Origin of the sequence: Halobacillus sp. BAB-2008, from assembly GCF_000328325.1 — a bacterium.
Taxonomy (GTDB): domain Bacteria; phylum Bacillota; class Bacilli; order Bacillales; family Halobacillaceae; genus Halobacillus.
Window position 1 is genome coordinate 31,735 of sequence record NZ_ANPF01000015.1, and the last position, 11,654, is coordinate 43,388.

General features: G+C 46.2%; 11 protein-coding genes. 10 read left to right on the forward strand and 1 reads right to left on the reverse strand.

Features of this window, described 5'->3' with window-relative positions; genetic code table 11:
* The first annotated feature begins 184 nt into the window (after nt 1-184).
* From D479_RS04635 to D479_RS04650, 4 genes are all read left to right on the forward strand, one after another.
* Nucleotides 185-1,921, forward strand: coding sequence for a carbon starvation protein A (locus D479_RS04635; protein ID WP_008634199.1), 1,737 nt, complete (start codon nt 185-187; stop codon nt 1,919-1,921).
* Between the two features lie 12 nt (nt 1,922-1,933).
* Nucleotides 1,934-2,206: a cory-CC-star protein gene (locus D479_RS04640; RefSeq protein ID WP_035388322.1), complete on the forward strand. Its 273-nt coding sequence runs from the start codon at nt 1,934-1,936 to the stop codon at nt 2,204-2,206.
* Between the two features lie 11 nt (nt 2,207-2,217).
* Entirely contained in the window at nt 2,218-3,162 is a 945-nt protein-coding gene (locus D479_RS04645) for an ArsA family ATPase (RefSeq protein WP_008634212.1), read from the forward strand.
* 168 nt (nt 3,163-3,330) lie between these two features.
* Complete coding sequence (locus tag D479_RS04650) at nt 3,331-5,031, forward strand: methyl-accepting chemotaxis protein (RefSeq protein ID WP_008634214.1); 1,701 nt, start codon at nt 3,331-3,333, stop codon at nt 5,029-5,031.
* Nucleotides 5,032-5,062: 31 nt separating this feature from the next.
* On the opposite strand, the gene D479_RS04655 is transcribed toward D479_RS04650, so the two are convergent.
* Nucleotides 5,063-6,448, reverse strand: a complete 1,386-nt coding sequence (locus D479_RS04655) for an MATE family efflux transporter (RefSeq protein ID WP_008634216.1) — start codon at nt 6,446-6,448, stop codon at nt 5,063-5,065.
* Nucleotides 6,449-6,685: 237 nt separating this feature from the next.
* On the opposite strand from D479_RS04655, the gene D479_RS04660 reads away from it, so the two are divergent.
* The 6 genes from D479_RS04660 to D479_RS04685 all read left to right on the forward strand — a co-directional run bounded on the left by D479_RS04660 (nt 6,686) and on the right by D479_RS04685 (nt 11,649).
* On the forward strand, nt 6,686-7,576 hold the full coding sequence (locus tag D479_RS04660; RefSeq protein WP_008634218.1) for a cupin domain-containing protein: 891 nt from the start codon (nt 6,686-6,688) through the stop codon (nt 7,574-7,576).
* 102 nt (nt 7,577-7,678) lie between these two features.
* Nucleotides 7,679-8,380: an ABC transporter ATP-binding protein gene (locus D479_RS04665; RefSeq protein WP_008634220.1), complete on the forward strand. Its 702-nt coding sequence runs from the start codon at nt 7,679-7,681 to the stop codon at nt 8,378-8,380.
* Nucleotides 8,377-9,744, forward strand: coding sequence for an ABC transporter permease (locus D479_RS04670; protein ID WP_008634223.1), 1,368 nt, complete (start codon nt 8,377-8,379; stop codon nt 9,742-9,744). The genes D479_RS04665 and D479_RS04670 overlap by 4 nt, the downstream gene beginning before the upstream one ends.
* A gap of 142 nt (nt 9,745-9,886) precedes the next feature.
* Nucleotides 9,887-10,912 (forward strand): SEC-C metal-binding domain-containing protein, encoded by a 1,026-nt coding sequence (locus tag D479_RS04675; protein ID WP_008634230.1) that lies wholly within the window; start codon nt 9,887-9,889, stop codon nt 10,910-10,912.
* Nucleotides 10,913-10,953: 41 nt separating this feature from the next.
* Nucleotides 10,954-11,169: a hypothetical protein gene (locus tag D479_RS04680; RefSeq protein ID WP_008634232.1), complete on the forward strand. Its 216-nt coding sequence runs from the start codon at nt 10,954-10,956 to the stop codon at nt 11,167-11,169.
* Between the two features lie 18 nt (nt 11,170-11,187).
* Nucleotides 11,188-11,649, forward strand: coding sequence for a hypothetical protein (locus D479_RS04685; RefSeq protein WP_008634234.1), 462 nt, complete (start codon nt 11,188-11,190; stop codon nt 11,647-11,649).
* Nucleotides 11,650-11,654 lie beyond the last annotated feature (5 nt).

Here is an 11,654-nt window from a genome sequence, read left to right on the forward strand (position 1 = left end):
AATAGGGGTTGGGATAGTGGCAGGGAAAAAGAGGGGGTAACATGCATTTTTTGACACATACTTTCCCAAGTCGTCGAAAATCCTTTTGTTATCTGATTTATCTGTAAATTTATTGGGGTATTACCTGTTTCTGGTGTATAATACCAACTATAATGAAAGCGTGTACATTAAGAGGAGGGATTGTGTGAGTGGTATTTGGCTTGCGGTTGTAGGCAGCTTCGTGTTTTTTCTGGGTTATCGCTATTATTCGAGATTCATAGCAGACAAAATTTACAGGTTGGATCCAAACTATGTAACGCCTGCCCATCAATATAAAGATGGTGTCGATTTCGTCCCAACCAATAAGTTTATCTTATGGGGGCATCACTTCACTTCCGTAGCAGGCGCAGCGCCAATCGTAGGACCAGCAATCGCTGTTTACTGGGGATGGCTTCCAGCAGTGTTATGGGTGCTTCTCGGTACCGTTTTCGCGGCCGGCGTACATGACTTCGGTACGCTTGTTCTATCCGTGCGGAACAAAGGCCAGTCAATCGGCACACTTGCCAGCAAGTTGATCGGTCAGCGGGCAAAGGTCTTATTCCTATTCATCATCTTATTGTTGGTGTTGATGGTTAACGCTGTCTTCGCCTGGGTGATCGCCAACCTTTTCATTTCTTTTCCTGCCAGTGTCCTGTCCGTATTTATTCAAATCCCGTTAGCAGTATGGATCGGTTATCACGTGTATAAAAGACAGGGAAATATGCTGCTTCCATCCGTTGTCGCTCTTGCTGTCATGTATGTTTCTGCAATCGTAGCCAGCTACGTTCCTGCTCTGCAAATTGATCTCGTCCGCTATTTTGGAGGAGAAGGTGCAGAAACAATTTTCGGTTTGAATGCAACATCCATGTCCTTCTTTGTCTGGATTGTTGTTCTGATGGTTTATGTGTACATTGCATCCACTTTGCCTGTATGGAAACTATTGCAGCCGAGGGATTATATTAATTCCCACCAACTTATTGTCGGGCTAGGTCTGCTTTATCTCGGCCTTTTGTTCACCAACCCTGAAATTACGGCTCCTGTGACCAATGGTGCTGCGGACACTTCCTGGTTTCCACTATTATTCATCACGATCGCCTGTGGAGCGATTTCCGGTTTCCATGGACTTGTATCCTCGGGGACCTCTTCCAAACAGTTGAATAATGAAAAAGATGCACGATTTGTCGGGTATCTGGGATCGGTTGGTGAAGGTGCACTCGCTCTTGTCGCTATCATCGCAGTTATCACATTCTTCCCGACCAGGGGAGAATTCACAGCAACGTACAGTGGGTTTGCCGAAGCGAGCAATGCAGGCCTCGGTGTATTTATTCAAGGTGCCGGCCAGCTGGCGTCGGGACTAGGTATTCCCGCTTCTGTCGCTTCTACGATCGTATCTGTCATTGTTGTAAGCTTTGCGGCTACAACGCTGGATTCATCCGTCCGTCTGATGCGATACATTATTGCAGAGCTTGGATCGGAATATAATGTTACTCCGCTTACAAAGACACATGCAGCGACAACGCTTGCCGTCGTGTCCAGTGCGGCTCTCACATTAATTCCGCAAGGACCAAAAGGGTTTGGATCTGGTGGTTACCTGCTTTGGCCGTTGTTCGGTACATCCAATCAGCTGCTCGCAGGCATCAGTCTTCTCCTTGTATCCATTTGGCTGAAGAGGCAGGGGAGAAATTACCTGCCGACGATCATTCCTATGGTATTCCTTATGTTTATGACATTATGGGCCATGATCACCCAGGTTTTCATGGAATGGGCACCGTGGGCGGAAAGCAGTGATTGGATGCTCTTCACCTTCGGGGCAATTATTCTTGTATTTACGTTATGGATCTTGTTGACAGCTGTTTCCACCCTTACCGGCAGGAATAAGGATTCTATTGAAAAAAGTGCATAAAAGTTTGGAGGGATGTCGGCAGTGAAGAAAAGCTACTCCATTAAACGCCTGATACAAATGTATGATGAAATGCTGCGGGTTCCTCATAAGCGTGAAATTGCAAGGGAGCTGAGGCAGGAGGAGGACTTGTTTCTTCTCCTGATTTATTCAGACATGCTGGGGATTCCAAACCCTGCCTTTTACTACACGCTCGAGCTGTATCCTCATATCGTGGAGAAATTCCATGATTGGCATCTCCGGATGGGTATGGAGAAATCACCTCTGGAGGGAATCCGCTGCTGTTGAGGAGGGGTAAGATGACAAGTATAGAGAAGAACAAAATCATTTTTGTAGGAGGAAAAGGAGGAGTGGGAAAGTCGACGACGGCAGCAGCTCTCGCACTAAGTTACACGAGCCGTGGTTATCGGACACTCGTTGTCTCCACAGATCCAGCTCACAACTTAGGTGATATTTTTCATAAGCAATTAGAAAATAGTAAAAAGCCGCTGATGGATGGCTTGTGGGGATTAGAGATCGATCCAGGGAAGGAAGCGAAGCGGTATATTCAAGGAGTGAAAAATAACCTGAAGGGACTCGTTCATGCGAAAATGATCGAGGAAGTACATAGACAAATCGATCTTGCTTCTTCTACCCCCGGGGCAGAAGAAGCGGCACTGTTCGATAAGCTGATATCCATTATGATCGAGGAGAAGGATTTCGATAAGATCATTTTTGACACAGCCCCAACCGGGCACACGATCCGTCTCCTTACTCTGCCGGAAATGATGACCGTTTGGGTGGACGGGCTGTTGGAAAGGCGGAAGAAAGTGAATGATACCTATACGCAGCTGCTTCATGATGGAGAACCTGTGGAAGATCCGATATACGAGGTGCTGCAGGAGCGGCGCGAGAAGTTTGCCAAAGCCCGAGGAATTATCCTTGATGAAGATAAGACGGGCTTCCTGTTTGTTTTAAATCCGGAGCGCCTTCCAATTCTTGAAACAAAGCAGGCAGTCCGTCAGTTGGACACCTACGACATCCGTGTCCATACGCTGGTAGTTAACAAAGTGCTTCCGCCTGATGCAGACGGAAGCTTTCTTGAACGTAGAAGAAAGCAGGAACAGATGTACATGCAGGACATCGGTGAGATTTTCAAGGAACAACGGCTTTTGAAGATTCCTTTATTCACGGAAGACATTGCGGACCTGGATCAATTGCAGGCATTTTCCAGACAGTTTGATCAAGAGAACCTATCCGTATAAACCGGACTTTTCAGAGTCCGGTTTATTTTTTATTTCGTAGTCGAAAAGTATTAAGTCATTATCCATAAATAGAACTATATTATCAGAAATTTCCGCCGATATAAGAAAGAGTGTAAATAGGTGATACCAACCTACTCAATCTTAAGGAAAGGAAAGTGAAGCAGATTTATGAACCCTAAAAAGTCGCTGCGGGCGCAGCTGTTTCTTAACTTCTTGATTCCTATTGTTATATTAGGAGTCCTTGTTTTTGGATTTGTCAAAGTGTTGTCCAGCCATATCATTGATTCCTATCTTGTTCCTCAATTTGAAAGCACACTGGAAGACACGGGGAATGAACTTGTTCAGGCGGTCGATGATTACCGCATACTTCAGGCGATCCGCAATCCCGAAGGAAATCATGCGGGTTTATTAAAAACCATGGACTCTATCGTAGAGGACAATGATAAACTCAAGCATGCTTATATCCTTACACAAAAGGAAGGGAAAGGTTACTCCGTTAGCAGAAATGGAAGCGGAGAAATGATGGTGGAGTCGCCCCTTACGAAAGAACAAAAGCAGGCTCTGGATAACAAACAGACAGTCATGACAGATTTCTATAAAGACCCGGTAGACGGAGACACGCATAAATCAATAGTTATCCCATTGGAAAATTCGGATGCCGTTGCAGGGGTGGATATGGATGGTTCATTCATTATGACCCTTGAAAACAGTATCAACGTCTTCCTTATTGCTTTCCTAATCCTTGCATTACTGCTCGGCGCGTTGTTTGCATACGTCTTTGGAGGAAGACTGAATAAGTCCATCCAAATTCTTCTGGGATCAATGAAGCGAATTCGTGATGGGGATTTGACAGGCCGTGTGGAAGTGAAGAGGCAGGACGAAATCGGTCAGCTTGCCAACGCAGTTAATGACATGGTGGACGGCCTTCGTTCTTTGGTGAAGCGTGTATCTCAGGCATCTAATGACGTAGCAGGACGAAGTATGGAGCTGACTCACTCCGCCAATGAAGTAAAAGAAGGAAGCGGTCAGGTGGCTTCCACCATGCAGGAACTTTCCTCAGGAGCAGAATCCCAGGCGAACAGTTCCGGCAATCTTTCCGTTATGATGGATCGGTTTACGCTGAAAATTAAGGAGGCAGATCAGACCGGCAAGGAAATAGCCGGTACGTCTCATGAGGTGCTTCAGATGACGGATGAAGGAAGGAAGCTGATGCAGCAGTCTGTTCATCAGATGAACAAGATTCATACTATTGTTAAAGATGCTGTGGACAAGGTGCAGGGATTGGAACATCAATCCAAGGAAATCACCAACCTGGTCCAAGTCATTCAGGCAATTGCCGACCAGACGAACCTCCTTTCCCTGAATGCTGCAATAGAAGCAGCAAGAGCAGGAGAACACGGAAAAGGATTTGCTGTCGTTGCGGGTGAAGTCCGCAAATTGGCAGAGCAAGTATCCTCATCTATAGGAAGCATTACGAAGATTGTACATACTATCCAGCAGGAATCTACGAATGTAGCGGGTTCTTTAGAGAGCGGGTATAAAGAGGTTACTACCGGGTCTGAGCAGCTTGAACAAACAGAGGGAACGTTCCTTACTATTCAAGGATCTGTGACGCAGATGTCTGAGCGAATTAAGCATATATCCACCCATCTGGAAGATATAACGACAGACAGCAGCCACATGAGTGCCTCAATTGAAGAGATTGCATCCGTCACAGAAGAAGCAGCTGCGAGCGTGGAGGAAGTGGCTGCCTCCACCAATCAAACGACGGTTTCAATGGAGGAGGTTTCTGCCAGTGCGCAGCAGCTGTCGGAGCTTTCTGAGCAATTAAGTGGAAACGTGCGTGAGTTCAAGACAGATTTGAGATGAAGAAAACCTGTGCTTTGGAGGCACAGGTTTTTTATGCATGGTTTTTTTTCTTTAACTCAGTATCATGGTTATTTTGGTGAACGAATGATTTCTTGTACCAGGTCCTTCCCCTCCACCTTCGCAGCATAAGCAGTCCGCGCAGCCATTCGTCGACAATAAAGGCGATCCATATACCGATCAGCCCGTAGGAAAGCGGAAGACCGAGCAGCCAGGCGATCGTGACTTGGACCCCCCACATGGAAAGAATACCGATGACGACGGGATAACGAACATCGCCTGCCGCTCTTAGAGAATTGATGACGACAAGATTGAACGCCCTCCCTGGTTCCAGTAGGATACTGAGCAGCAGTAAGGTCCCGCCCGATGCAATAATTAATGGGTCGTCCGTAAACAAACCGAGCAGGATATCGCTTGAGAAGTAGAAAACGACAGCGACTACAATCGAGACAGCAATCGCAAGCTTCAGACTGCGCATGCACTGCCTGTATGCCTGCTCGGTTTCCTTTGCTCCTATATGATGGCCAATCAGAATTTGTGTGCCCTGGCCGATTGCGACTGAGAAAAGGAATATGAACATCATCAAATTTTGAGCGTACACCTTGGTTGTGAGAGCAGTCGCACCCATCTGTGCGACGAAGTACGTAATGACCATCTGGCTTGCATTGTACGATAATTGTTCTCCCGCTGATGGAATTCCGATATTCAGTAAACTTTTGATATGCTTGATTTCATAACGGTAGAGGGCTGTCCAAGGAAGAGAACCCGACACGCGTTTCACTAATAGGAGAAAGAGCACGATGAATCCTAAACCACGGGAAACGGCGGTAGAGACGGCTACTCCCTGGACGCCGTAAACAGGCAGCCCGAACGGTCCGAAAATGACAATGTAGTTTCCTATTACGTTGACAATATTCATGCCGATCGTGACATACATCGTATCCTTTGTATGCCCATAACTCCTCAGAATAGCGCCTGCTGTCATGAGCAATGCTTGGACAAAAATCAATCCACCGACGATATTCATATAATCGACAGCTTCCCCCATAAGCTGGGCAGGAAGGTCCATTACGGCAAGAATAGGCTCACTGAAAAGAAATAAGCCGAAACTTAAGAGAAGCGAGAACCACAAGTTCACGCTGAGGGAAGTAACGGAAATGGCTCCTGCCTCTTTCGGTTTTCCGGCTCCTAGGTTTTGAGCAACAAGGATAGCCGCTCCCGTTGCAATAAATCCGAACATGACGATGATAACGGAAAGGATCTGGTTGGCTACCCCTACAGCGGCGACTGCCTCATCCGAATATTGACTGAGCATGAGGGTATCGGCGTTCCCCATCAGCATATGTAGAAGCACTTCGATGAAAATAGGCCATGTGAGCGTAAACAGTGTCAGTTTCTTAACATCTTTTTCATGAGTCATGACAGGACTCCTTTACACATATATTGGGGCAAACGTTTGCATGAATAAAATAATGAACGCTTCCTACTAAAACTATAGAAAGATTCCTTCCCCGTCAATATAAAAATGGTTCCGCTTACAAAAATGTTAAAAAAAGAATGATCCTTATGGGAAGGAAGTAGGTAATCTTGAAAATGACGGACACTTGGGCACAGGTTGCATAGGATATGGGAGATCATGGATCGAGGAGATGATAGTATGTATCCGAACAGTCATAGGTCGTACCAGAGCCCGGCGCATCCGTCCGTCTATAGACAGGATGGTTCTGAACAAATGCTGAACGGCCTTAAAAATGCAATTAAGTCAGAGGCGGAAGCGGTAGACTTGTACACCCGACTGCTTGCATCAGCGCCGTCTTCTATGCACCAAGGGGAGATGCAGAAGTCGTTGGAAGAGGGGAACGACCGTTTGCAGCAAAGGACAGCGCTTTATATTCAGCTTGCAGGCAAACAGCCGGAATATAAGATTGAAAGGATGCCGTTTCATAGTTATCCGGAAGGTTTGATAAAAGCATATGAAGTAAATGTGCGTAATTATCAGATGGACCGCCAGCAATACTACACCAATCAGCATCCAACCATTCGTCAGTGGTTCGGGAGAGTATGCAATGACGAAGTCATTCAGGCGAATCGCCTGCAGACGCTCGCATATGATGGGAGATCGGAGGGCAAAGATTTTGGCAAGCAGCCTTATTTGCTTAATATCGATGAAGCGACGAAAGCGAATGACACATTTCGGACGGCGATATGGACGGGAGATCATCTGCAGGTAACGTTAATGAGCATCGGTGTCGGCGATGATATCGGCCTGGAAATCCATCCGGACGTCGATCAATTTCTACGTGTGGAAGAAGGGGAAGGACTCGTACAAATGGGGAGCACGAAAGAAACGGTTACATTTGAGGACAGAGCGTACGATGGTTATGCCATCATGGTCCCCGCCGGAACATGGCATAACTTAATCAATACAGGTGACAAACCGTTGAAGCTCTATTCCATCTATGCCCCGCCCCAGCATCCGTTTGGGACTGTGCACCAAACGAAAGCAGACGCTCTTGCAGCGGAATCCGGGAATCACGGATCAGCTTGAGAACTTCCTTAAGGGAAGTTCTTTTTTTATGAAAATAAATGAAATGATCCCATCTTCCTCCTCGTCTTATGTAGTAGAAGAGGAAAAGGGAGGAAGGTAAACGTGATTGTCATACGTGGTTTGGCACATTCTTTTTATGTCGGAAAGAAAAATAGTCGTCAGGAAATACCTGTGTTGAAAGGGATTGATCTTAAAATCAATAAAGGGGAAATTGTTGCAGTCATCGGCAAGAGTGGTTCAGGCAAGTCCACACTTCTGAATTTGTTAAGCGGATATATTAAGCCACTGCAAGGGGATATTGTACTTAATGGTACAGACGTTACTGCTTTATCAGAAGGCGATTGGGCTACGTTTCGTGCAGAGAATCTGGGATTCATTTTCCAAAGCTTTCAATTGATTCCGAGTATGACAGCCTTTCAAAATATTGAACTCCCGCTTGTCATGAAGGGGATCAATGAGGCTGACAGAGGGGCGATTGTCAAATCAATGCTTGCGAAAGTCGGCCTTGACGACTATGCAGAGCATTATCCGTCCGAACTGTCTGGAGGACAGCAGCAGCGGGTATCCGTGGCACGGGCGCTCATAGTCGAGCCCCCCATTATCTTAGCGGACGAGCCTACCGGAAGCCTGGATCAGGAAACAGAAGACGAACTGCTTTCTTTTGTTAAACAATTGAATGAAGAAGAAGGAATCACCTTCGTTCTGATTACTCATGATGAAGAAGTGGCTTCCGTTGCGGACAGGGTCATCCGTCTGGAAGATGGCTCGGTCGTTGAACGATTGGATAAGGGGGCGATCCGATGAAGTGGAAAGACAGGTTCCGATTTATCCGGCAGAACATGAAGAAAAACAGATCCCGTGTTGCGATGACCATGCTTGCGACAGCGATCGGCTGCGCGTTCCTTATCATACTTGCTTCCGTAGGTATTGGGGCGCAGAAATATATTGTCGATGATTTGATGAAGGATAGGGCTGTTACGGAAGTTTCCATCTTTGGGAAATCAGAAGTGGCCGAGGGAGAGAATCCTGCACTCACACAGCAGGACGTCGATCGTCTGGAGGAACTGGATGGGGTAAAAGCCGTCTCCCGTTCTACGATAGTGGAGAACCCGTCTGTAACTAAACTTGGAGACTATGAAGTCCAACCTTCTGTGGAAATGGTGGATTTTAATTCTGAGGAGAAGGCTGGATTGAAGCTGGCTGAAGGACGCATGCCGGCGAAAGAAAATGAAGTGCTGGTCGGCTATCACTTCGACAAACTACTCGTCAATCAGGAGGAAGGGGCGGATAAAGAGCTTTATGATTCCGATGGACTTGTTAAAAAACAGAATCGCTATGATGAACCGGTATTAGGGAAGTCAGCAGACATTGAAATAGAACAGATCAAAGAAGGGGAGCGCGTAACGAACATGTATCCCGTTACGATTGTAGGTGTGGCGGAAGAACCTGCACGGGATTGGGAAGTAGGAAATGAAGTATTAATCTCTGAATCCATGCTTGAGAAAATCGAAGCATTTACCGGTACGAAGAACGGTGCGCAAATACAGACAGCGATGAGCGATGACGAGATTGCACTGCTCCAGGATCTAAACGAACCTCGTTCTTTCAGTGAAGTCAATGTCATTGCCGGAAGCCTGGAACAGGTGGAGAACGTAACAGAGGAATTGAAGAAAGAAGGGTATAATGTTTATTCCGTAACCGAGCAGATTGATGAAGTGAATGTCGTTTTTGCAGTCATCAAGACCGGTCTTGTCATCATCGGAACTATTGCTCTTCTAATCGCGTCCATCGGTATATTCAATACGATGTCCATGGCCGTAACGGAACGGACACAGGATATCGGCATCATGAAAGCGATCGGCGGTCACCCGAAGATGATTCGAAGTATCTTTTTAATGGAAAGTGGCTGCATTGGTTTGATCGGTGCCTTAGCAGGTGTCCTCGCTGCTTACGCTGTCAGCATTGGTATTAACTTTATTCTGCCTTTGGTAATGAAACAAGTGTTTGAGGAAACGCCGGAGGCAGCGATTCAGTTGTCCTTTATCCCACCCTATCTAGCAGTCGCCTGTGTCATTATCAGCATCGGCATTGCTATGATATCAGGATGGAAGCCTGCGAACAAGGCAACGAGGATTGATGTTCTGCGTGCGCTCAGAAGGGATATATAGCTGTCAGGATAGGTCCTTGCACCCCGATTTCCATTAGGAGTGCAGGGTCCTTTTTCTTAGATTTTTTTAAGAATTTTTGCATGTTCGGTCAATATCCGTTACCCTAGTAGAGTTGACGTTTAGAATTAGGAGAGGAATTAATATGAGTAAGATCAAACGGAATGACCCATGCCCTTGTGGAAGTGGGAAAAAATATAAGAAATGTTGTATGAATAAGAACGTAGAGGGATTAGGTTCTGTATCGCTCCATGAAGAGCTGAACAATCATTACAGTCACTTGATGGCTTATGTGAACCGCAACTACCCGAATTTGGCTCCGCTGGAGCAAAAAGAGACCCAGGAAGAAGAAATCGAAGCGGCCTTCCGAATGGTGCAGAAGGTCTTTATGGAAGAACAGGAGAATGGCGGCACGATCTTCGATGAGTTCTTTGAGAAGAAAAAGAAAAAAATAAACCGACCTTCCACGCTTGCTTCTATGGAAGAGTGGAAGCAGCCGAAGACCGGCATTTTTAAAATTGTCAACGTTGACGCTGCTCAAAGTGTCACCGTCGAGGACGTTTGGACGAAGGAACTGTTGGAAGTCAATCAGCAGGGGATTCCTCTTAAGGAAGAGAACTATGCGCGCATGCCTTACTGCATTGGTATCCTTCTGAAGTGGGGACCGGTCTTTAACTTCATTCCATTGTCCATCCCTAATTATGAGGAATCCTACCTTTCCTTCCGAGAACAGCTGGAAGAGAATTATGCTGCATCAGAAGCATCCTCCATCGAGGCTTATCTGGAAGAGACATTTATTGAATCCCTGAGAAAATGGATGTTCATGAACGGGGAGCAGCAGGTGCAGACAGAAGAGCAGGCAAAAGCAGCTCCTTCCAATGAAAACGATGAAGTGCTGGAGTTGTTGCAGCTGGATATGGATGATCAAGAAGCGGTTGATCGACTGGAGAGAGCATGGCTGTCTTATAAAGAAGCAGAGCAGCCGAATCTTAGAAAGCCTGAAGTCGTCGCTGCAGCGCTTGAGCATATGTTTGTCACAACGACGTACTTCCGGGAAGAGACACAAAAAGTTACAAAGAAAGCTGTTGCTGAAAAATATGGGGTAAGCCCAAGCAGCATGACAAACCGGATCAATCAACTGAAAGAGTATTTTGACACGATTACAGAATAAAACTTCTGGAAAGACACCTGGATACAGGTGTCTTTTTTTGGATGAAAAAGCTTACCGCACAGGAAATCCCTAAATACGAAGAAAGATACGCAATGGATAAAAAGGAAAATCAAGATAATCCGTTGGCCTTGGGCAGAGGGGCATCCTGTTCAATCAGCCAAATTTGCGGACAGTCAACCAGGCATAAGGATAAAGGACAAAAAAGAGCCCGCCATTTGATGCCAGGCTCTTTTTTGTCCTTCTTCTGCATAGGGTAAGGAAGGAGGGGGGAAGAAATGAAAAGGAAGAAGCAGCCTGCATTAATCCTCTTCATTCTGTTCTTATTGCTGACACTGATAGCTGCCGGAGCATTTTTCATTATGACAAGGCCGAGTTATCAAGCTGAACGAGTGGTCGATGAGTTTTATACGTTGGAGCAGGAAGGCGAGTACAATAAGTCATGGGAATTGTTACATACCAGCATACAGGAGAAATTTGCGAAAGGACCATACATCCAAGACCGATCCCACGTATTCATGAACCACTTCGGTGCGGACACTTTCACCTTTACGATAGACGGCAAGAAGAAAAGAGATAACTGGAAGATGGAGAAGGATGGGGAGCCGTTTGGTGTTGTCTACGAAATGGTGGTCACACAGACGTACCATGGTAAATACGGACACTTCCTTTTTACACAATTCGTTTACGTTACGAAGGAAGAAGGGGAATGGCGTATCCTATGGGATTATAATAAGTGAGCCTC

Bases quoted from the DNA above. Each gene is read 5' to 3' on its own strand.
- D479_RS04680 (WP_008634232.1), top strand. From the start codon at position 10,954: ATGAAAAAGCTTACCGCACAGGAAATCCCTAAATACGAAGAAAGATAC.
- D479_RS04655 (WP_008634216.1), bottom strand. From the start codon at position 6,448: ATGACTCATGAAAAAGATGTTAAGAAACTGACACTGTTTACGCTCACA.
- D479_RS04670 (WP_008634223.1), top strand. From the start codon at position 8,377: ATGAAGTGGAAAGACAGGTTCCGATTTATCCGGCAGAACATGAAGAAA.
- D479_RS04645 (WP_008634212.1), top strand. From the start codon at position 2,218: ATGACAAGTATAGAGAAGAACAAAATCATTTTTGTAGGAGGAAAAGGA.
- D479_RS04640 (WP_035388322.1), top strand. From the start codon at position 1,934: ATGTCGGCAGTGAAGAAAAGCTACTCCATTAAACGCCTGATACAAATG.
- D479_RS04650 (WP_008634214.1), top strand. From the start codon at position 3,331: ATGAACCCTAAAAAGTCGCTGCGGGCGCAGCTGTTTCTTAACTTCTTG.
- D479_RS04685 (WP_008634234.1), top strand. From the start codon at position 11,188: ATGAAAAGGAAGAAGCAGCCTGCATTAATCCTCTTCATTCTGTTCTTA.
- D479_RS04675 (WP_008634230.1), top strand. From the start codon at position 9,887: ATGAGTAAGATCAAACGGAATGACCCATGCCCTTGTGGAAGTGGGAAA.
- D479_RS04660 (WP_008634218.1), top strand. From the start codon at position 6,686: ATGTATCCGAACAGTCATAGGTCGTACCAGAGCCCGGCGCATCCGTCC.